Origin of the sequence: Microbacterium sp. 22195 (assembly GCF_052056515.1) — a bacterium.
Taxonomy (GTDB): domain Bacteria; phylum Actinomycetota; class Actinomycetes; order Actinomycetales; family Microbacteriaceae; genus Microbacterium.
The window spans coordinates 953,412-972,068 of sequence record NZ_JBQEPE010000001.1; the positions used below are offsets into that span (position 1 = coordinate 953,412).

The window sequence follows — 18,657 nt, forward strand, 5'->3', positions numbered from 1 at the left end:
CGTCAGCCGGCGGCGAGTTCCGCGCGCACCTCGTCGCGCAGCCGTCCGAGATTCTCGGGTTCGGGCGCGGCGGCGAGAAGCGTCCTGGTGTACTCGTGCTTCGGGTCGAGGATGACCTGGTCCGCCGGGCCGCGCTCGACGACATCGCCCTTGTAGAGCACCATGATCTCGTCGCTGAAGTGGCGAGCCGTGGCGAGGTCGTGGGTGATGTACAGCACGCCCAGACGGTCCTCGCGCTGCAGGTCGGCCAGCAGGTTCAGCACGCCGAGCCTGATCGACACGTCGAGCATCGACACCGGCTCGTCCGCCACGATGAACCGTGCACCGGGAGCGAGCGCGCGGGCGATCGCGACCCGCTGCCGCTGGCCTCCGGAGAGCTCGTGCGGCCTGCGATCGATGAACGACTCCGCGGGAGACAGCCGCACCCGCTCCAGCAGCTCGAGCGCTCGCTCGCGCACGCGCGTCCCGGACAGCCCCGGATGATGGATCCGCAGCGGGCGCTCCAGGTGATGCATGATCGTGTGGAACGGGTTCAGCGACGCGAACGGATCCTGGAACACCATCTGCACCTCGGAGCGATACGCGGCTCTGGCCCACCCGCCGCGCCCGGTCGGCCGCCCGTCGAGGAGGATCTGCCCCCTGGTGGGGTTCTCCAGCTTCATCAGCATCCGCGCGATCGTCGACTTCCCGCTGCCGGATTCGCCGACAAGCGCGAGAGTCCTCCCGGCTTCGAGTGTGAACGAGACGTCCTTCACCGCGTGCAGCACGGTCGTACGCATTCCCGAACGCAGATGGAAGTCCTTGACCAGGCCCCTGGCCTCCAGCGTCGGCGGCTGCGCTCCGGCATCCGTCGTCCTCATCGCGACCCCTCTCCGGTCGGTCCGGCCGCTTCCGCGCCCATGACGCCTGAACCGGCGCGGACGAATCCGCCCCGCTGCCCCCTCAGGCTCGGGAAGCTCGACAGAAGCCGCCGGGTGTACTCGTGCTCGGGTGCGCGGTAGATCTGCTCGGCGGGGCCCTGCTCGACGATGCGTCCGTCCAGCATCACCGCGATGCGGTCGCTGATCTCGATCAGCATCGGAAGATCGTGGGTGATGAAGATCACGGCGAAGCCGAGCTTCTCGCGCAGCCGCATGATCTCGCGGATGATCCCCCGCTGCACCACGACGTCCAGCGCCGTGGTCGGCTCGTCCATGATCATCACCTGCGGATCCAGGGCGAGCGCCATCGCGATCATCATGCGCTGGCGCATGCCGCCGGACAGCTCGTGCGCGAAGCTGGCGAGCCGAGCCGGCTCCACGCCCACCAGCGTCAGCAGCTCCTCGGCGCGTGTCTGCTTGTCCCGCCGCGACATGCCGGGCCGGTGGGTGTCGAAGATGTCGAAGATCTGCGCGCGGATCGTGATCACCGGGTTGAGCGAGTTCATCGCGCCCTGGAAGACCATCGAGATCTTGTCCCAGCGGAACGCCCGGAGCGCTTCACCGCCCAGCGCGGCGACGTCGATGTCCGCGCCGGATCGATCGTGGAAGACGATCTCGCCCGAGGTCATCAGCGCCGGCGCCTTCAGCAGCCGGTTGAGCCCGTACGCGAGGGTCGTCTTGCCGCATCCGGACTCTCCCGCGAGGCCCAGGATCTCGCCGCGGTTCAGCGTCAGCGAGACATCGCGGACCGCCTGGACGGGCGGATCCACCTCGTACTCGATCGTCACATGGCGGGCCGTGAGAACGGGTTCGGCATCCACAGACGCGACGACCGGCTCCGCGACGGGCGCGGTGATGAGGTCGGTCATGCCGCCACCTCCTCTCCCCTGGTGGCCGCTTCGGCGCGCTGGGCGCGGTGCTGCCTGCGCGCGGCAGCCGGTGCGAGCCGCAGCTTCGGGTTCACGATCTCGTCGATCGCGAAGTTGATCAGCGAGAGCCCCGTCCCGATCAGGGCGATGATCGCGCCCGGCGGCACGAACCACCACCATGCACCGCTGCCGACCGCCTGTCCGGTCTGCGCGTCGTTCAGCACGGTGCCCAGCGTGATCGACCCGGTCGGGCCGAGACCCAGATAGGACAGACCGGCCTCGCCGAGCACCGCGAAGATCACGCCGAAGATCAGCTGAGCCGCCAGCAGCGGCACGAGGTTCGGCAGGATCTCCACGAAGATGATGCGCAGCGGACGCTCCCCCGCGACGACGGATGCCGCGACGTAGTCCCGTGTGCGCAGGGACCTCGCGGTCCCGCGCAGCACCACGGCAGATCCCGCCCATCCGGTGATGCCGAGCACCAGGGCCACCAGCAGCGAGCTGCGGGCCAGCGCTCCGAGCCCTTCGGTGTGCTGCACGTAGGTGGCGATGATCATCACCAGAGGCAGCCCCGGGATGACGAGCATGATGTTCGTGATCAGCATCAGCACCTCGTCCACGGCGCCGCCGAAGTATCCGGCCAGCACGCCGAACACCAGGGCGAGCAGCAGGGCCACCAGCCCGGCGACGAGTCCGACGAAGAGCGACCCCTGCGTGCCCGTCGCGATCTGCGCCAGCACGTCGTGACCGAGCTTGGTCGTGCCCAGCAGGTGCGCGGGAGACGGCGGGAGCAGCGGTTCGTGGGATGCATCGTGCGGATCCCCCACGACCAGCGGACCCAGCAGACCGAAGAGCGCGATCGCGCCGATGATGGTCAGACCGCTCAGCAGCTTGCCGGTGATCCTCGGCAGGACGCGCCCGGAGCGGCCCATCCGCGCGACGGCGACGGCGTGCGTGTCCGCGGGTGCGTCGTACGTGCCCGCGTCGGTGTGTGCGCCCGTCGGCGCCTCGATCAGTTCAGCCATTTCTCCGCACCCTCGGATCGATGAACCCGTACAGCAGGTCGACGAGCACATTGGCGGCGAGCACCGTGAGGGTGATCACCAGGAACACGCCCTGCATGAGCGCGTAGTCCAGTCCCTGCACGGCCTGGATCATCAGCTTGCCGATGCCGGGGTAGCTGAACACCTGCTCGGTGACGATGGACCCGGCCACGACGAACCCGAGCGCGATGCCGAATCCCGCCAGGCTCGGGATGGCCGCGTTCCGCGCGGCGTAGGCGCGGCGGATCCGAGACGGCCGCAGCCCCTTTGCCTCGGCGGTGAGGACGTAGTCCTCCGCCATCTCCTGCACCATCATGTTGCGCATGCCCAGCAGCCATCCACCCACCGACGAGATCACGATCGTCGTCGCAGGCAGCAGCGCGTGCACGACGACGCTCCCGATGAAGCCGAGGCTCCATTCCGGGCCCGCCGGATACTCGAACACGCCGTAGCCGCCGAAGATCGGCAGCAGCCCGAGCTGCACCGAGAAGACGGCGACCAGCACCAGGGCGAGCCAGAAGTACGGAATGGACTGCAGGAACGTCGTCACGGGCACGAGCTGATCGACCCAGGTCCCCCGACGCCATCCGGCCCAGGCTCCGGCGACGATCCCGATGACGAAGGAGATCACGGTCGCCGTCCCCACCAGGGTCACTGTCCACGGCAGCGCGTCGGCGATGAGGTCGCCCACCGATGCGGGATAACGCGTGGACGAGACGCCGAGGTCACCCTGCAGCATCCGCCCCCAGTAGACGAGGTACTGGTCCCACAGGCTGGTGTCCTTCCCGGTGCCCAGCAGCGCGTGGATCGACGTGATCGTGGCCTCCGAGAGCTGGCGTCCGCCGCTGGCCCGGCGCAGCTTGCCGATCATGATCGCCGCAGGATCGCCCGGCATCATCCTCGGCAGGAGGAAATTGAGCGAGACGGCGGCCCAGAGCGTGATCACGTAGAAGACGACTCGACGCGTCCAGAACCTCATGCGCTCCCCCTCCTCGGGACCCGAACCATGTGAGGGCGCTCCTACTTCTCGACCGGATGCAGGTGCGTCAGGATGACGGCGGAGGCAGTGGACAGGTACGGAAGCGGGTTCGCGTACAGGTCGTCGGCGGTGGGCCAGCCGGCGAACTCGGCGGTGTTGTAGAACGCCTGCGAGGCGTTGAGCACCACCGGGATGTACGGCAGATCCTGCGCGATCTGCGCCTGGATCCTCGCGTACGCCTCCTTCTTGACGCCCTCGTCCTGGGTCGCGCCGGCCGCGGCGACGGCCGCGTCGACATCGGCGTTGCTGTAGCGGGCGTAGTTCTGCCCCTTGGCCGGCATCTCGCCGACCTTCGCCGTGGCGCCCGTGGCGAAGTACTGGTCGTAGTTCGAGAAGGGGTCGGCGACCAGGGACTGCGTCAGTCCGTACAGCGCGAGCTGGAAGTCGCCGTTGGAGACCGGCGTCCAGTACTCGGCTTCGGAGACCGTGCGCGCGTTGACCCTGATGCCGGCCTTGGCCGCCTGAGCGGCGATCAGCTTCGCCGCGTCGTTGTAATCGGTCCAGCCGTCCGGCGAGAACAGGTCGAGCTCGATGGCGGTGCCGTCCTTGCCGTAGAAGCCGTCGGCGTCCTTCGTGTACCCGGCGGCCTCCAGGATCCGGCCTGCCTCGGCGGCATCGGCGCGCTGCGGGCTGGTCGCGAGCGACGGGTCGCTCAGCCACTTCTCGTCCCGCGGCAGCAGGGCGAAGCTCGGGCTGGACTCCCCCGCGAGGCCCGCGAACGCCTTCTTGCTGATCGATGCCCGGTCCATCGCGGCGTTGAGCGCCTGGCGCACCGCGGGATCGGTCTGCGCGCCCTTGCAGCCGAGGGCCGCATCGGCGCAGGTCATGATGACGGTGGGGTCCTGCTGCTGGTTCATGGTGGCGACCCTGCCGCTGCCGGTGACGCCGTCCGGATTGGCCACGAACTGCCCGACCCAGTCGAGCTCGCCGGTCTTCAGCAGGTCCTCGGCGGACTGGTTGGAGTCGATGCCGACGTCCTGCACCTTCTTGATGTCGGGCGCGCCCTCGCGGAAGAGCGGGTTGGCCTCGAGCGTGTAGGCGGCGTCGGTGAAGGTCTTGAGGACGTACGGCCCGGATCCGACGGGCTTCGGATTGGTCTCCGACATGTAGTCGGTGATCTTGGACCAGATGTGCTCGGGCACGATGAAGGTCGCGCCGAGGATCATCGAGGCGGCGGTGAACTTGGGCGTCGAGTACGTCACGATCACGGTGGTCGCGTCCTTCGCCTCGACCGACACCGTGTCCGGGTCGCGATTGGAGCCGTAGCCGAGGCTGAACGCCACGTCCTCGGCGGTGAGGTCGGCGTCGTCACTCCACTTCTGGTCCGGCTTGATCCTGATCGTGAGCACCGTGCCGTCGTCGTTGAACTCGAAGGAGTCGCCGATGAGGCCGACCGGAGCCTCGGCGGAGAGCTGATTGAAGAAGAACAGCGGCTCGTAGATCGCGCCGAACGTCAGGTGCGCCGCGGTGTCGACGGCGAAGGGGTTGAAGTTGTTCGCGATCGGGGTCATCGACCCCGACCAGACACGCAGCGGCCGTTCGCCGGTCGGCTGAGCGCCTGAAGGTGCGCATCCTCCCAGTGCCAGGGCGAGCGCGGCAGTGCCTGCGACAAGAGGAATCGTCTTCCTCCACCGGATGTCGTGCATGGGGACCTCGTCTCAAGTGCTTCGTCGGCTTGTCGAGCGCGCGGAGAGGACTCCGCCAGAAGCGAGGTTATAGTAAAGGTTCTTTCCGGTAAAGACCTTTCCAATTGATTTCTGCAGAGAAGTCCGCAGGGCCCCTGCCTGCGGGCTCAGTACCAGATGCTGAGCGTGGGCGCCGGGTCCGCGTGCAGGGCTCGCCCGAGAGCTGCGACGGACGCCGCGTCGCCCTGCACCCGGCCGGCCGCGGCGAGCTGGGTGAGCGGCACTCCCCCGGCATAGGCGCTGGACAGCGTCGCGACATCGAGCGCGACGTCGGGCGCGGCATCCGTCGTCTCCAGCTCGGCAGCGCCGGCCGCGTCGACGCTCAGCCGCCACGTGCCGTCCGCGAAGCCGTACCCGTCCTCGACGCGGATCACCGTGTCGAGGGATGCCGCATAGCGGCGCGCACGCAGTGCCGCGGGCGCGTCCAGGATGCGCAGCCAGCCGTGGTCCCGCACCGTGACGTCCACCGCGTGCGGATTCGCGACCAGGCGCACCACCGGATCGTCGACGGGACGCAGATCGGCCTCGATCCGATCGACGAGGTCGTGATTCACTGCGAAGCCCCACAGAGCGCTCAGCGCCTCGTCGGTCTCGGCGACGAGCTGGCGGACGGTCATGCTGTTCCGGAACGATCCGGGGAGCTCCTTCAGCGTGTACGCGATCGCACCGCGCACGACGCCGTCGACGTCGCGGTAGTGCACGCCGCGCGCGTTGGCATCCTTCTTGGAGCCCGCACCCAGTCCCGCCTGACCCAGCCAGCGTCCGCGCCAGCCCGCGATCTGTCCGGCCCGCGCGAAGCGGGCGCGCTCGTGGAGCTCCCCGAGCTCCCTCGCGAGCTGGTCGAGGCCGACGTACTCGAGCCTTCCCGGCGCCTGCGGCGCCCGCCAGCCCGAGGTGCGCGCGTCCACTGCGATGCGCGACACCGGCACGGCCGGCCCGAAGCCGTAGCGGCCGTAGATGGTCGCCTCCGTCACGGTCAGCCCGGCCATCGGGACTCCCGCGGATGCCGCGGCGCGCAGCTCGCCCTCCAGCAGTCCCCGGGCGATGCCGCGCCGACGATGCGTCGCGGCCACCGTGACCATGCTGATCGCCCACATCGGGATCGCCCTCCCCGCGTCACCGCCGGGAAGGGACATCGATGCGACCCAGGAGTTCACGGTGCCGACCGGCAGCGCCGAGGCCACCGCATCCGCCTCGTACACGCCGACGTTGCGGCGCTCCTGCCACGTCTCGCGCATGCGCTCGATCTCCGCATCGGAGGGCGCACCGCCCAGGAATCCGCGCTCGGCGGCCTGCGCGAACGCCACGGCGGAGCCGTAGTCGGCGATGTCGACGACGCGGTAGTCGAAGCCCTGCTCTCGCAGCCTCCGCGCGGACTCGGGATCGGCAGGGACGGTGCGGGCGTCGACGGAGTTCACTCGCCCAGACTACTCAGCGGGCAGCGGAACGGGTCGGTGCAGCGCGGCGGAACGGTCAGTGCGCGGCGGCCTGGGCGGCACGCAGACGCGCGAAGACCTGCTCGCGCAGCTCTTCCGGAGCGCTCTCCTTGCAGGCCCGCGCGACGACCTCGGTGAGCGTCGTCGCGACCAGCGCCTCGCTCCGGCAGAACTCGCAGTTCTCCAGATGCTCGCGGATCTCGGAATGCTCGGTCGTGCAGATCTCGTTGCGGAGGTACTCCTCCAGGTCAGCTCGCGCCTTCTCGCAGCCGCAGTCGGTCATTTCGTGCTCCTCGGTTGAGCCGCCGCAATTCCTCGCTCGGCGGCATAGTCTGCCAGCAGCTCGCGGAGCATGCGCCTGCCACGGTGCAGGCGGCTCATCACGGTGCCGATGGGGGTCTTCATGATGTCGGCGATCTCCTGGTAGGAGAACCCCTCGACATCTGCGAGGTACACCGCGAGGCGGAAGTCCTCGGGCACCTGCTGCAGCGCGTCCTTGACGGCCGAGGCCGGCATCCGGTCGATCGCCTCGGCCTCGGCCGAGCGGCTGTGGGATGCGGTGGTCGACTCCGCCCCGCCCAGCTGCCAGTCCTCGAGGTCGTCGATCGTGCCCTGGAAGGGCTCGCGCTGACGCTTGCGGTAGATGTTGATGTAGGTGTTCGTCAGGATGCGGTACAGCCACGCCTTCAGGTTCGTGCCCTGCGTGAACGAGGACCACGCCCCGTACGCCTTCACGAAGGTCTCCTGCACGAGGTCAGCCGCATCGGCGGGATTGCGCGTCATGCGCATCGCCGCCGCGTAGAGCTGATCCATGAAGGGGATCGCCTGCTCCTCGAAATCCCGTCGAGGGTCCGCGGTTGTCGTCTCGTCCATCACCGGCCAGTCTAGGCGGGCGAGCACCTCCTCAGCGGAGGAGTCGACAGCATCCGTCGTCAGCGTCGCGGACATCCGTCACCTCTTCTCTCCGTGTGTCGCAGGCTTCACTAGGCTTAGAACCGATGAGCACTGACCGGTATTCCCCCGCCCCCGCCCGCGGTGCGTACCGCGCGCCGGAGAGCGGACGCCCCGTGCACGCCTCCGTGACGATCCCCGGCTCGAAGTCGCTGACGAACCGCGAGCTGATGATCGCCGCCATCGCCGACGGACCCGGCCACCTGCTGCGGCCGCTGCACTCGGACGACTCGCGTCGCATGATCGAGGCGCTCCGGCTGCTCGGCGTCGGCGTCGAGGAGGTCGCCTCCGACGGCGAGTTCGGCCCCGACCTCCTCGTCACCCCGGCTCCTCTGAAGGGCGGCGTCACCATCGACTGCGGCCAGGCCGGCACGGTGATGCGCTTCATCGCCCCGCTGGCAGGCCTCGCCGCGCAGGACGTGCATCTCACCGCGCACGAGACCGCGCTGCATCGCCCGATGGGCGCACTCATCACGGGCCTGCGCGATCTGGGCGTCGACATCGACGACGAGGGCACCTGGTCGCTGCCGTTCACGGTGCGCGGGCACGGTCGCATCCGAGGCGGCCGGGTCGAGATCGACGCCTCGGGCTCGAGTCAGTTCGTCTCGGGCCTGCTGCTCGCGGCGCCGCGATTCGACGTCGGTCTGCACCTCGTCCACACCGGCGAGCACCTCCCCAGCCTCCCGCACATCGACATGACCATCGAGTCGCTCAGCCGTCGCGGAATCCGCATCGAGCGTCCCGCCGTCGGCGAATGGCTCGTCGAGGCCGGGGTCCCCCGCGCGAAGGACGTGGCGATCGAGCCGGATCTGTCCAACGCGGCCCCGTTCCTGGCCGCGGCGATGGTCACAGGTGGCGAGGTCACGGTGGCGGGCTGGCCGCTTCACTCCACGCAGCCGGGTGCGCTGCTGCCCGAGATCCTGCACGCCATGGGCGCGCACACCAGCCGGCACGCGGGTGCACTCACCGTCAGGGCGGGTGACGGGATCCGCGGACTGGACATCGACCTGTCCGCGGCGAGCGAGCTGACGCCGACGATCGCCGGACTCGCGGCGTTCGCCGACGGCCCCACGACGATCCGCGGGGTGGCGCACATCCGCCGGCACGAGACCGACCGCATCGCCGCGCTCGTCGGGAACCTGCGCGCCCTCGGCGGCCAGGCCGAGGAACTGCCCGACGGCCTGCGCATCACCCCCGCCCCTCTGACAGGCGCCGTGTGGCCCGCACATCACGACCACCGGATGGCGACCACGGGCGCGCTGATCGGACTCCGGGTGCCCGGCGTCGAGATCGACGACATCGGCACCACCGCGAAGACCCTTCCCGAGTTCACGATGCTCTGGGAGCGGATGCTGACGGGCGCCACCGCGTGAGCTGGCTGGGCGACGACGACGAGGACTCCGACTTCGAGGAGTTCGACGAGAGCAGCATCCGGTCGCGTCCGAACCCGAAGGCCAACCGGCCACGCACCAAGCGGCGCCCTGCACATGAGGACGCCGAGATCGGTCGCATCCTCGGCGTCGACCGCGGCAGGTACAGCGTGCTGATCGGCGAGGACCGGGCCGATGAGCGCACCGTGACCTCGGCCCGCGCGCGCGAGCTGCGCCGCACGCCGATCGTCACCGGCGACCGGGTCCGGGTCGTCGGCGACACCTCGGGCGATGAAGGGACGCTGTCCCGCATCGTGGGCATCGTCGATCGCACCTCGCTGCTGCGCCGCAGCGCCGACGACACCGACCAGGTGGAGCGGGTCATCGTCGCCAACGCCGACCAGATGCTGATCGTCGTCGCTGCGGCCGACCCGGAGCCGCGCGCCCGTCTGGTCGACCGCTATCTCGTGGCGGCCCTGGATGCCGGCATCCGCCCGCTCCTGGTCGTGACCAAGACCGACCTCGCCGATCCGTCGGACTTCCTGTCGCACTTCGACGGCCTCGACCTCACCGTGTTCACCAGCGCCCGCGGGCAGATGCCCGTGGACGAGATCGGCGCGGCCCTCATCGGCCACTCCACGGTGTTCGTCGGCCACTCCGGCGTGGGCAAGTCGACGCTGGTGAACGCGCTGGTCCCGGGAGCGGGCCGGGCCACCGGGCACGTCAACGAGGTCACCGGCCGCGGACGGCACACGTCGTCGTCGACGGTCTCGCTGCGCTATGTCGCGGATACCGGGCGAGGCTGGGTGATCGACACCCCCGGCGTGCGTTCGTTCGGGCTCGGGCACGTGGACCGCGCCAACATCCTCGCGGCGTACACCGAGCTCGCCGAGATCGCCGAGGACTGCCCGCGCGGCTGCACGCACCTGCCCGACGCCGAGGACTGCGCGCTGAACCTGGCCGCGGCGGACGGAACCCTGAGCGAGGCGGGACGCGCTCGCCTCGAGTCGCTGCAGCGTCTGCTGGAGACGTTCGGCGGATAGGCTGGTGGCGTGACCACGACGCGCCTGGAACCCGGTACCCCCGCCCCCGACTTCACCCTGCTCGATCAGGACGGGACCAGCGTCTCGCTCTCCGATCTGCGCGGGAAGAAGGTCATCCTCTACTTCTACCCGGCGGCAATGACGCCCGGCTGCACGACGCAGGCGTGCGACTTCCGCGACAGCATCTCCTCCCTGCAGGGTGCCGGCTACACGGTCGTCGGCGTCTCGCGGGACGAGCCCGCCACGCTGAAGAAGTTCCAGGAGCGCGATGCCCTCACCTTCGAGCTGCTCAGCGACCCCGACCACGCCGTGCACACCGCCTACGGCGTGTGGGGCGAGAAGATGAACTACGGCAAGGTGATCGAGGGCGTCATCCGCTCGACCTTCGTCATCGACGAGCAGGGCGTCATCGAGCTCGCGCAGTACAACGTGAAGGCCACCGGCCACGTCGCCCGGCTGCGCAAAGCGCTCGGCGTGGACGCCTGAGCGCGGGCATCCTCACTCGTCGTCGGACGAACGCCCCTGCAGTCGGGGATCGTCAGCGCCCTCCCGGCGCACCGTCGCGATCAGCGTGACCAGCCCCACGACGCCCACGATCCCGAGGACCAGCACGAACGTCCAGGGCGTGGGCCGGATGGTGAGCGCCGCCAGCGACAGGGCGATCCCCAGCACCTGGAACACGATGCCGCCCGAACGCGCCCACGACGCACGGCGCACCACGCCGAAGGCGAAGGCGATCAGCGCGGCGGCGCCGATCAAGGTCAGTCCGATAAGCGCGATCCCGCTCGCCGCGGACGACGCATCACCGGCGCCGAGGGCGAAAAGCTCGATCAGGCTGATCACCGCGAGTGCGACGCCCTCGAGTCCCAGGACGACGGCTGCGATGGCGGCGGGGCCGGATCGGCGCACGGGAACTCCTCAGGGATGAATGTCACAAAAACCCTTGATTTCGCACATTCCATGTAACAGAATAGACAAAGCCATGTGCTCCCACATCGGAGTGGGGCGGGTGCAACACCCGCATGACCAGGGTAGCTGACTCCCGATCCGCTTCCCGAACTCGAGTGCCGCATCTGCGGCCACCACACCGAACATCTATCTCTGAGGAGCCATCCATGGATTGGCGCGACAAAGCGGCCTGCCTTACCGTCGACCCCGAACTGTTCTTCCCGGTCGGCAACACCGGCCCCGCGGTCGACCAGATCGAGAAGGCGAAGGCCGTCTGCGCCACCTGCACCGTCACCGAGATCTGCCTGCAGTACGCCCTGGAGTCCGGCCAGGACTCGGGCGTGTGGGGCGGTCTCTCCGAGGACGAGCGCCGTGCGCTGAAGCGCCGCGCCGCACGCGCGCGCCGCGCGGGCTGAACTCCCTCGCACCAGACGCGAGAAGCGCCGGTCCCCTTCGGGGCCGGCGCTTCTCGCATGCTCGTCAGGCGGCGATCCACCGCATGGGGATCGCGATGGTCACCTGCGTGCCCTCGCCCTCGGTGCCCTTCCACTCGATCGTGCCGCTGAGCTCGCCCTGGATCAGGGTGCGCACGATCTGCGTGCCGAGCCCCTGGCCGACCCGCCCCTCGGGAAGGCCGTGCCCGGTGTCGGTCACCGTCACGGTCAGCAGCTCGGACGTGCGGGTAGCCTCGATGCGGACGATGCCCTCCTGCCCCGCGAGGCCGTGCTCGACGGCGTTGGTCACGACCTCGGTCAGCGCGAGCGCGAGCGGTGTGGCGTACTCGCTGGGCAGCACGCCGAAGCGCCCCTCGAGCTGCGTCCGCGCCCGGGTGTTCGGGGCGGCGGCCACCTCGGCGACGAGCTTGAGCACGCGGTCGAAGACCTCGTCGAAGTCGACGGTCTGGGACAGGCCGCTGGCGAGGGTGTCGTGCACCACGGCGATGGACTCGACGCGGCGCATGGCCTGGGTCAGCGCGTCCCTGGCATCGTCGGAGCGTGTCCTGCGCGCCTGGATGCGCAGCAGCGAGGCCACCGTCTGCAGGTTGTTCTTGACTCGGTGGTGGATCTCGCGGATCGTCGCGTCCTTGGTGATGAGCTCCTGCTCCTGGTGACGCAGTTCCGACACGTCGCGGCACAGCACGATCGCCCCGATCCGGGTGCCGTGGTCCTTCAGCGGGATCGCTCGCAGCGACACCGTCACCCCGCGAGCCTCCATGTCGGTGCGCCAGGGTGCGCGGCCGGTCACGACCACGGGGAGCGACTCGTCCACCTGACGCGAGGGCGGCACGATCCGCGTGGTCACCTCGGCCAGCGACTCGCCCTCGAGCTCGTCGTCGAACCCCATCCGGTTGAACGCCGACAGCGCGTTGGGGCTCGCGAAGGTGGTGATGCCGTCGACGTCGAGCCGGATGAGGCCGTCGGATGCACGGGGCGCGCCGCGCCGGGGCGCGGTCGGCGCCGCGAGATCCGGGAACTCGCCGGAGGCGATCATGCGGAACAGGTCGTTCGCGCACTCGTCGAAGCTGATCTGCTGGCGGGACGGCATCCGCGCCTCGCCCAGGTTGGTGTGCCGGGTGATCACGCCCACGATGGCGCCGCCGTCGTGCTTGCGCTTGATCGGCACCGCGCGCACGCGCGTGGGCGTCTCCTCGAACCAGTCCGGTGACGAGGAATCGACGATCTCGCCGGACTCGAACGCCGACTGCACCTGCGTGCGCCACTGCGGACGCACCTTCTCCCCCACGATGTCGCGGTAGAAGAGGGTCGCCGCCCCGCTGGGCCGGGAGTGCGCGACGGCCATGAAGGAGCCGTCGGCGGTCTCGATCCACATCACGATGTCCGCGGAGGCGAGGTCGGCCAGGAGCTGCCCGTCGCCCGCGAGGCGATGCAGCCATTCGACATCCGCGTCGTTCAGGCGGCCCTGGGCGTGTACGAGATCACTGAGCGTTGACACTCCCTCAGCCTACTGGGGGCGTTCGGCGCCGACCGCGTCCGCCGCGCACGCGTCACAGCACGGCGAACGAGCTCGCCCGCCATCTGCCGTCGAGACCCTCCAGCCGCACCGCGACCGCACGCGTCCGGCCGGGCCCGGCGACGATGACGACCGCCTCGACGATGCCGTCGACCGGCTCCGTGACGCGGATGGAGAGGATCTGGAAGTTCGGCCGCGCCGGGGCGATGCCGCGAGCGCTGCGCGCACGCGCCGACAGGTTCGCCCGTGCGGCCAGCGCGCGGAACGCGTCCTCGCTGAGCCAGCGCGCCAGCTGGTCGACCTTGCGGATGCCGGCGAGCACTTCCAGCGCCCCGTTCGTCAGACTGCGGAGCAGCGGGACAGGATCGGGAAGCGCGGCGCTCGGAGTCGGCTGCGGTGCGAAGTACTCGGTCAACGTCGTCGTCATGGTTCCGCGATCCCCCCGGGTCGTGGCAGTCGTGCATGCTGGCATATCGGCTCGAACTCCTTGCAGTACAGCACGCGCGACGGTCTCAGGGAAGTCGCGGGCACCGATCTGTGGATAACTCGCGCACGCCCGTTTCGGGTCGCCTACGCTCATTCGGGTGGAATGGGATCACCTCTTCGCCGACCTGGAGGGTCAGCTCGCCGCCGAGTGGGAGGCGGAGCGCGCCGCACTGGATGCCGAGTCGGAGCGACTGCGGATCTCGAAGCTGACACTGCGCGACAGACTCCGCGCGATCGCCGACGAGCGCATCCGAATGGTGCTGGAACCGGCCGACGGTGAGCGCTGGGAGTGCACGGTGCACGCCATCGGCGCCGACTGGATCGGCGTCGTGCTCCCCTCCGACCCGCGACTGCGCATCCTGCCCGTCGCAGCCGTCTCGGCGATCGGCGTCGATCACGGCACGCTGCTGTCCTCGCTCGGCACGGATGCCGCAGCATCCGCCCCCACGATGCGAGAGCGGATGACGCTCGGCTTCGTGCTGCGCGACCTCGCCCGGCGACGCACCCCGGTGACGGTGGCCCGACGCGGCACCGATCCGCAGCACGGCACGATCGACCGCGCCGGCGCCGATCATCTCGACCTCGCGCTGCATGACGCCGGTGAGGTCCGCCGCACGCGATCGGTGCGCGGCTTCCGGGTGATCCCCTTCGACTCGCTGGTCTGGATCAGGGTCGAGAGCGGCGAGACGGCGGCATCATGAGAGGCGCGCCGGATCCCGGCGCCTCACGCGCGGCGCGGCGCCGGTCAACTGCGACGGTACGGAGTGGTGCCCCAGAGCTCGGGGAAGCTCGCCTCGTTGGCCTGGCGCCACAGCGCCTGGCGTCTGGCATCCTCGGACTGCTCCTCGAGGTAGTCGGCGAGGCTGGCCTCCTCGACCCGCCAGCGCGGCGGCGAACCCAGCTGCGAGCCCCGCAGGCGCCCCTGCTGCACGAGATCGATGACCTCATCGACCTCGATGCTCAGCAGCTCGGCGACCTGCGCGGGCGCGAGGAAGCGCGGAGCCATGTCGGATGCTTCGGGCATGCGTTCATTCTCCCCTGCCTGGGCGGCTCACGCCCCTGAGAATCGGCCCTGTGGATAACTTTTCGGGCACCTTCATCGAATCTGTGACGATGTGTGCATGATGTCCTCGCGTGCACACCGCCCGTTCTTCGGCGATCTCCGGTTTCTGATCGGCCTCGTGCTGGTCGCGGTCTCCATCGCCGGGGTCTGGATGCTGGTGTCCTCCTCGCGCCAGACGACGCCGGTGCTCCAGGCCACGCGCACCGTGCTGCCCGGCGAGAGCGTCAGTGCCGCGGACTTCCAGGTCGTCGAGGTGGGCCTGGGCGGGGTCGTCGACGCCTATCTCGCTCCGCAGGAGCTGAAGTCGGGTGCGGTCGCGACGCGCACCGTGCCGAAGGGCGAGCTGGTGCCCTCGGCGAGCATCGGCGACCGGGAAGCGTCCCGCACGACGACCATCGTGGTCAGCAGCACGGCCATTCCCGCTGGCGTGGTGGCGGGCAGTGCGGTGGAGCTCTGGCAGGCGCCGCTGAAAGATGACGGCCGCACTCGCGACGCCCCGCGCGTGCTCGTCGGCGATGCGGTCATCGGCAGGGTCGCCGAGGCGGAGGGCATGCTCAGCGAGAACCGCACCGACGTGGAGGTGGTGATCGACCGCGCGGACGTCGCAGAGGTGCTGGCTGCGATCACGGGCGGCTCCGTCATCTCGATCATCCCCGCGGGGGCGGGCTCGTGACCAGCATCCTGCTCTGCGCACCGGACGCCGAGGCCTCGATGCTGGCCTCCGATCTGGAGCTCGAGGGCGTCGACGTGCGACGACTGGACGCGTCCGAGCTGACGGCCGCCGCGCTGGACGGAGCGGATGCCCTGCTGATCGCGCCCACGCGGTCGACGCTGACCGCCGAGCTGATCGGCGCGTGCGATCGCACGGGCGTGCGGGTTCTGCCCGTCGGCGACGCCGACACCCGGCTGGCGACGAGGTTCGGTCTGCCGGCACCGCTCCCCTACGGCACATCGGCGGCGCAGGTGCTTCAAGCGCTGGCAGCGGGCTCGCCCGGTGCCCCGACCGGCCGGCCGTCACGTGTGATCGCGGTCTGGGGTCCGCACGGTGCTCCCGGCCGTTCGACGATCGCCGTCCAGCTCGCGGTGGAGCTGTCCAGGGCGGGGCGGCGCACGGCGCTCGTCGACGCCGACAGCGTGGCGCCGTCCCTCGCGCTCGTGCTCGGACTGGGCGAGGACGCTCCCGGTCTCGCCGCCGCATGCCGTCGGGCCGAGCTGGGGACTCTGGACGTCGCCGAGCTCTCCCGGCTGTCGAGCCCTGTCGAGACCTCCGGCGGCACGCTCGAGGTGCTCAGCGGGCTGAACAGGCCCAGTCGCTGGCCGGAGCTCGGCGCGGGTCGAGTGCGAGCGACGCTGGCGGCCTGCCGCAACTGGACCGACGAGACCGTCGTCGACGTCGCCGCGGAGCTCGATGCGGACGATGACGGCCTCGACCCGGGTGCGCCCGCCCGGCACGCCGCGACCGCCGCCGCCCTGCTGGAGGCCGATGCAGTGGTGGCGGTGCTCTCCGCCGACCCCCTCGGCGTGAGCCGGTTCATCCGCGCCCACGCCGAGCTCAGGCACGTGCTGGGCGGCACACCGGTCACTGTGGTCGCGAACCGCGTGCGTCCCGGTCCGCTGGGCATCGACGCGCGCGGGCAGATCCGGCGCACGCTGGACCGCTTCGCGGGGATCGACGAGGTCGCGTTCGTCCCCGAGGATCAGCGTGCAGCGGATGCCGCGGCTCTGCACGCGCGCGCGATCGCCGACGTGGCGCCGCGTTCGCCGCTGGTCACGGCCGTGCGTCGCATCGCCTCATCGCTGGGCGCACGCGCCGAAGCGGCTACTGGCGGTAGCTCGCGAGGAAGTTCCCGAGCCGCTCGACGGCTTCGCTGAGCACCCTCGCCTCGGGGAGGGTGACGACGCGCAGATGGTCGGGGTTCGGCCAGTTGAAGCCGGTCCCCTGCACCAGAAGGATCTTCTCGGAGACGAGCAGGTCGTAGACGAGCTTCTCGTCGTCGCGGATGTCGTGCACCTCGGGGTCGAGGCGCGGGAAGGCGTAGAGGGCCCCCTCCGGCTTGACGCAGCTCACGCCCGGGATCGATTCCAGTCCCTTCCAGGCGATGTCGCGCTGCTCGTGCAGGCGCCCGGACGGAACGATCAGCGCGTCGATCGACTGCACACCGCCCAGCGCCGCCTGCACGGCATGCTGCGCGGGCACGTTCGGGCACAGTCGCGTCGACGCCAGCAGGGTGATCCCCTCGAGGAAGCCCCGAGCATGGGACTTCGGGCCGGTGATCACGAGCCAGCCCGAGCGGTAGCCGGCGACGCGATAGGTCTTCGAGAGTCCGTTGAACGTCAGGCAGAGCAGATCGGGAGCGAGCGTCGCCGTCGGCGTGTGCACGGCGTCGTCGAAGAGGATCCGGTCGTAGATCTCGTCCGAGAGCAGCAGCAGCTGGTTCTCGCGCGCGATCTGCACGATGCCCTCGAGCACCTCGCGGGAGTACACCGCGCCGGTGGGGTTGTTCGGGTTGATGATGACGATCGCCTTCGTCTGCGGCGTCACCTTCGAGCGGATGTCCTCGAGGTCGGGCTGCCACCCGTTCTCCTCGTCGCACACGTAGTGCACCGGAGTGCCGCCGGCCAGCGAGGTCATGGCGGTCCACAGCGGGTAGTCCGGCGCGGGGATCAGGACCTCGTCGCCCTGATCGAGCAGCGCCTGCATGACCATCGTGATGAGCTCGGACACGCCATTGCCCAGGAACACGTCGTCCGGGTCGAAGCGCGGGAAGTCGGGGATCTCCTCGTAGCGGCTGACCACCGCACGGCGGGCGGAGATGATGCCCTTGCTCTCGCTGTAGCCGTGCGCCGTCGGGAGCGCGGCGAGCATGTCGCGCACGATCTGGTGCGGCGCCTCGAAACCGAAGACCGCCGGGTTGCCCGTGTTCAGCTTGAGGATCTGGTGCCCCTCCGCCTCCAGACGCGCCGCCTCGACCAGTGCCTTGCCACGGATCTCGTAGAGGACGTTCTTGAGCTTGGACGACTGGTCCAGGGTTCGGCGGGTCATCTGCCAAGGATACCGACAGCGCAGAGGCCGGCTCGCCACCGTTCCGCACCGCCGGGGTCGCCTGGAGGACGACGGAGCGGTCGTCGTTCAGTCTGCGATGACGGGCATCGAGGAGGTGCGCAGCGCCTCGGTGTGCGCAATGCGCTCGAGCCGACTGCTCTCGACGTGCCGGAAGGCGAGATCCGCGGCGCGGGCACCGTCGCGGTCCCGGATCGCCTCGTAGAGCGCGACGTGCTCCTCGGCGATGTGATGCAGGTCGTCGTGCTGCGCGAGCGCCCAGCGCAGCCGGCTGCGGATGCCGCCCATCAGGTCGGTGAGCAGGCGGTTGTCGGCCAGATCCACGACGATCTCGTGGAAGTCGGCCGCCGCGCGGCGGGAGATCAGCTGGTCGGCGCTGCGCGCGCTCTCCTGCTCGTCCTCCAGCGCGGCGCGCAGCCGCTCCAGGCCGTCTCGGCGATGGCGCTCCGCTGCGAGGCGGAACGCCATCGGCTCGAGCACCTGGCGGACCTCGTCGAGGTCCGCCAGGTCTGCGGCGGTGAATTCGCGCACGATGGCCCAGGTGCGCGGTCGCAGTTCGACCAGCCCCTCGGCCTCGAGGACCTTGAGTGCATCGCGGACGGGCACGCGGCTGACACCGATCTCGGCCGCGAGGTCGCGCTCGATCAGCTTGCTGCCCGGAGCACGCTCGCCGATGATGATCGCGTCGCGCAACCACGCGGTGACCCTCGTCGACTCGAGCTCACGCTCTTCTGCTCTGCTCACGCATTCATCCTCGCACGCCGGGGGCGAG

21 protein-coding genes are annotated in these 18,657 nt (G+C 70.0%); 7 read left to right on the plus strand and 14 right to left on the minus strand.

What is annotated here, in order from left to right; genetic code table 11:
- Window positions 1-2: 2 nt before the first annotated feature.
- From ACTJJ4_RS04740 to ACTJJ4_RS04775, 8 genes are all read right to left on the minus strand, one after another.
- Window positions 3-860 (minus strand): ABC transporter ATP-binding protein, encoded by an 858-nt coding sequence (locus tag ACTJJ4_RS04740; RefSeq protein ID WP_292702012.1) that lies wholly within the window; start codon window positions 858-860, stop codon window positions 3-5.
- Entirely contained in the window at window positions 857-1,789 is a 933-nt protein-coding gene (locus ACTJJ4_RS04745) for an ABC transporter ATP-binding protein (RefSeq protein WP_440942232.1), read from the minus strand. Before ACTJJ4_RS04745 ends, ACTJJ4_RS04740 begins: the two co-directional genes overlap by 4 nt.
- Window positions 1,786-2,814 carry an ABC transporter permease gene (locus ACTJJ4_RS04750; RefSeq protein WP_440942233.1) on the minus strand — a complete coding sequence of 343 codons (1,029 nt, stop codon included), beginning with the start codon at window positions 2,812-2,814 and terminating at the stop codon, window positions 1,786-1,788. The genes ACTJJ4_RS04745 and ACTJJ4_RS04750 overlap by 4 nt, the downstream gene beginning before the upstream one ends.
- Entirely contained in the window at window positions 2,807-3,811 is a 1,005-nt protein-coding gene (locus ACTJJ4_RS04755) for an ABC transporter permease (protein ID WP_440942234.1), read from the minus strand. Before ACTJJ4_RS04755 ends, ACTJJ4_RS04750 begins: the two co-directional genes overlap by 8 nt.
- Before the next feature lie 41 nt (window positions 3,812-3,852).
- Window positions 3,853-5,382: an ABC transporter substrate-binding protein gene (locus ACTJJ4_RS04760; protein ID WP_440942235.1), complete on the minus strand. Its 1,530-nt coding sequence runs from the start codon at window positions 5,380-5,382 to the stop codon at window positions 3,853-3,855.
- A 281-nt stretch (window positions 5,383-5,663) separates the two neighbouring features.
- Window positions 5,664-6,974 (minus strand): GNAT family N-acetyltransferase, encoded by a 1,311-nt coding sequence (locus ACTJJ4_RS04765; protein ID WP_440942236.1) that lies wholly within the window; start codon window positions 6,972-6,974, stop codon window positions 5,664-5,666.
- Window positions 6,975-7,029: 55 nt separating this feature from the next.
- Window positions 7,030-7,275: a zf-HC2 domain-containing protein gene (locus ACTJJ4_RS04770; RefSeq protein WP_285633503.1), complete on the minus strand. Its 246-nt coding sequence runs from the start codon at window positions 7,273-7,275 to the stop codon at window positions 7,030-7,032.
- Window positions 7,272-7,940, minus strand: coding sequence for a sigma-70 family RNA polymerase sigma factor (locus tag ACTJJ4_RS04775; protein ID WP_292701968.1), 669 nt, complete (start codon window positions 7,938-7,940; stop codon window positions 7,272-7,274). Before ACTJJ4_RS04775 ends, ACTJJ4_RS04770 begins: the two co-directional genes overlap by 4 nt.
- A gap of 50 nt (window positions 7,941-7,990) precedes the next feature.
- On the opposite strand from ACTJJ4_RS04775, the gene aroA reads away from it, so the two are divergent.
- From aroA to bcp, 3 genes are read left to right on the plus strand one after another with little or no spacing between them, the layout of a single operon-like run.
- Window positions 7,991-9,316, plus strand: a complete 1,326-nt coding sequence (aroA, locus tag ACTJJ4_RS04780) for a 3-phosphoshikimate 1-carboxyvinyltransferase (RefSeq protein WP_440942237.1) — start codon at window positions 7,991-7,993, stop codon at window positions 9,314-9,316.
- Window positions 9,313-10,356 (plus strand): ribosome small subunit-dependent GTPase A, encoded by a 1,044-nt coding sequence (rsgA, locus tag ACTJJ4_RS04785; RefSeq protein WP_440942238.1) that lies wholly within the window; start codon window positions 9,313-9,315, stop codon window positions 10,354-10,356. The genes aroA and rsgA overlap by 4 nt, the downstream gene beginning before the upstream one ends.
- A 9-nt stretch (window positions 10,357-10,365) precedes the next feature.
- Window positions 10,366-10,842: a thioredoxin-dependent thiol peroxidase gene (gene bcp, locus ACTJJ4_RS04790; RefSeq protein WP_440942239.1), complete on the plus strand. Its 477-nt coding sequence runs from the start codon at window positions 10,366-10,368 to the stop codon at window positions 10,840-10,842.
- A gap of 12 nt (window positions 10,843-10,854) precedes the next feature.
- Here bcp and ACTJJ4_RS04795 read toward each other — a convergent pair whose 3' ends face one another.
- On the minus strand, window positions 10,855-11,265 hold the full coding sequence (locus tag ACTJJ4_RS04795; protein WP_440942240.1) for a hypothetical protein: 411 nt from the start codon (window positions 11,263-11,265) through the stop codon (window positions 10,855-10,857).
- Window positions 11,266-11,471: 206 nt separating this feature from the next.
- Here ACTJJ4_RS04795 and ACTJJ4_RS04800 point away from each other — a divergent pair, with 206 nt between their 5' ends.
- Window positions 11,472-11,720: a WhiB family transcriptional regulator gene (locus tag ACTJJ4_RS04800; RefSeq protein ID WP_071641453.1), complete on the plus strand. Its 249-nt coding sequence runs from the start codon at window positions 11,472-11,474 to the stop codon at window positions 11,718-11,720.
- Between the two features lie 64 nt (window positions 11,721-11,784).
- Here ACTJJ4_RS04800 and ACTJJ4_RS04805 read toward each other — a convergent pair whose 3' ends face one another.
- Together ACTJJ4_RS04805 and ACTJJ4_RS04810 are read right to left on the minus strand one after the other, a co-directional pair.
- Window positions 11,785-13,257, minus strand: a complete 1,473-nt coding sequence (locus ACTJJ4_RS04805; protein ID WP_440942241.1) for a sensor histidine kinase — start codon at window positions 13,255-13,257, stop codon at window positions 11,785-11,787.
- 52 nt (window positions 13,258-13,309) lie between these two features.
- Window positions 13,310-13,702 (minus strand): Rv3235 family protein, encoded by a 393-nt coding sequence (locus ACTJJ4_RS04810; protein WP_292701939.1) that lies wholly within the window; start codon window positions 13,700-13,702, stop codon window positions 13,310-13,312.
- A 157-nt stretch (window positions 13,703-13,859) separates the two neighbouring features.
- Here ACTJJ4_RS04810 and ACTJJ4_RS04815 point away from each other — a divergent pair, with 157 nt between their 5' ends.
- Complete coding sequence (locus tag ACTJJ4_RS04815; RefSeq protein ID WP_440942242.1) at window positions 13,860-14,462, plus strand: hypothetical protein; 603 nt, start codon at window positions 13,860-13,862, stop codon at window positions 14,460-14,462.
- Window positions 14,463-14,506: 44 nt separating this feature from the next.
- Here ACTJJ4_RS04815 and ACTJJ4_RS04820 read toward each other — a convergent pair whose 3' ends face one another.
- Window positions 14,507-14,785 carry a helix-turn-helix domain-containing protein gene (locus ACTJJ4_RS04820; RefSeq protein WP_285633538.1) on the minus strand — a complete coding sequence of 93 codons (279 nt, stop codon included), beginning with the start codon at window positions 14,783-14,785 and terminating at the stop codon, window positions 14,507-14,509.
- A 97-nt stretch (window positions 14,786-14,882) separates the two neighbouring features.
- Between ACTJJ4_RS04820 and ACTJJ4_RS04825 the strand changes: the two genes are divergently transcribed.
- A complete protein-coding gene (locus ACTJJ4_RS04825) occupies window positions 14,883-15,497 on the plus strand; it encodes an SAF domain-containing protein (RefSeq protein WP_440942243.1) in 615 nt (204 codons plus the stop codon).
- Window positions 15,494-16,696, plus strand: a complete 1,203-nt coding sequence (locus ACTJJ4_RS04830; protein ID WP_440942244.1) for an AAA family ATPase — start codon at window positions 15,494-15,496, stop codon at window positions 16,694-16,696. The genes ACTJJ4_RS04825 and ACTJJ4_RS04830 overlap by 4 nt, the downstream gene beginning before the upstream one ends.
- Here the strand turns inward: ACTJJ4_RS04830 and ACTJJ4_RS04835 are convergent.
- Window positions 16,644-17,867 carry a pyridoxal phosphate-dependent aminotransferase gene (locus ACTJJ4_RS04835; RefSeq protein ID WP_440942245.1) on the minus strand — a complete coding sequence of 408 codons (1,224 nt, stop codon included), beginning with the start codon at window positions 17,865-17,867 and terminating at the stop codon, window positions 16,644-16,646. The genes ACTJJ4_RS04830 and ACTJJ4_RS04835 overlap by 53 nt on opposite strands.
- An 87-nt stretch (window positions 17,868-17,954) precedes the next feature.
- Window positions 17,955-18,629, minus strand: coding sequence for a GntR family transcriptional regulator (locus tag ACTJJ4_RS04840; protein WP_285633550.1), 675 nt, complete (start codon window positions 18,627-18,629; stop codon window positions 17,955-17,957).
- Window positions 18,630-18,657: the final 28 nt, after the last annotated feature.

Coding starts and splice junctions, on each gene's coding strand:
- aroA (WP_440942237.1), top strand. CDS start 7,991: ATGAGCACTGACCGGTATTCCCCCGCCCCCGCCCGCGGTGCGTACCGC.
- ACTJJ4_RS04755 (WP_440942234.1), bottom strand. CDS start 3,811: ATGAGGTTCTGGACGCGTCGAGTCGTCTTCTACGTGATCACGCTCTGG.
- ACTJJ4_RS04770 (WP_285633503.1), bottom strand. CDS start 7,275: ATGACCGACTGCGGCTGCGAGAAGGCGCGAGCTGACCTGGAGGAGTAC.
- ACTJJ4_RS04820 (WP_285633538.1), bottom strand. CDS start 14,785: ATGCCCGAAGCATCCGACATGGCTCCGCGCTTCCTCGCGCCCGCGCAG.
- ACTJJ4_RS04740 (WP_292702012.1), bottom strand. CDS start 860: ATGAGGACGACGGATGCCGGAGCGCAGCCGCCGACGCTGGAGGCCAGG.
- ACTJJ4_RS04745 (WP_440942232.1), bottom strand. CDS start 1,789: ATGACCGACCTCATCACCGCGCCCGTCGCGGAGCCGGTCGTCGCGTCT.
- ACTJJ4_RS04825 (WP_440942243.1), top strand. CDS start 14,883: ATGATGTCCTCGCGTGCACACCGCCCGTTCTTCGGCGATCTCCGGTTT.
- ACTJJ4_RS04835 (WP_440942245.1), bottom strand. CDS start 17,867: ATGACCCGCCGAACCCTGGACCAGTCGTCCAAGCTCAAGAACGTCCTC.
- ACTJJ4_RS04800 (WP_071641453.1), top strand. CDS start 11,472: ATGGATTGGCGCGACAAAGCGGCCTGCCTTACCGTCGACCCCGAACTG.
- ACTJJ4_RS04810 (WP_292701939.1), bottom strand. CDS start 13,702: ATGACGACGACGTTGACCGAGTACTTCGCACCGCAGCCGACTCCGAGC.
- ACTJJ4_RS04775 (WP_292701968.1), bottom strand. CDS start 7,940: ATGTCCGCGACGCTGACGACGGATGCTGTCGACTCCTCCGCTGAGGAG.
- ACTJJ4_RS04760 (WP_440942235.1), bottom strand. CDS start 5,382: ATGACCCCGATCGCGAACAACTTCAACCCCTTCGCCGTCGACACCGCG.
- ACTJJ4_RS04750 (WP_440942233.1), bottom strand. CDS start 2,814: ATGGCTGAACTGATCGAGGCGCCGACGGGCGCACACACCGACGCGGGC.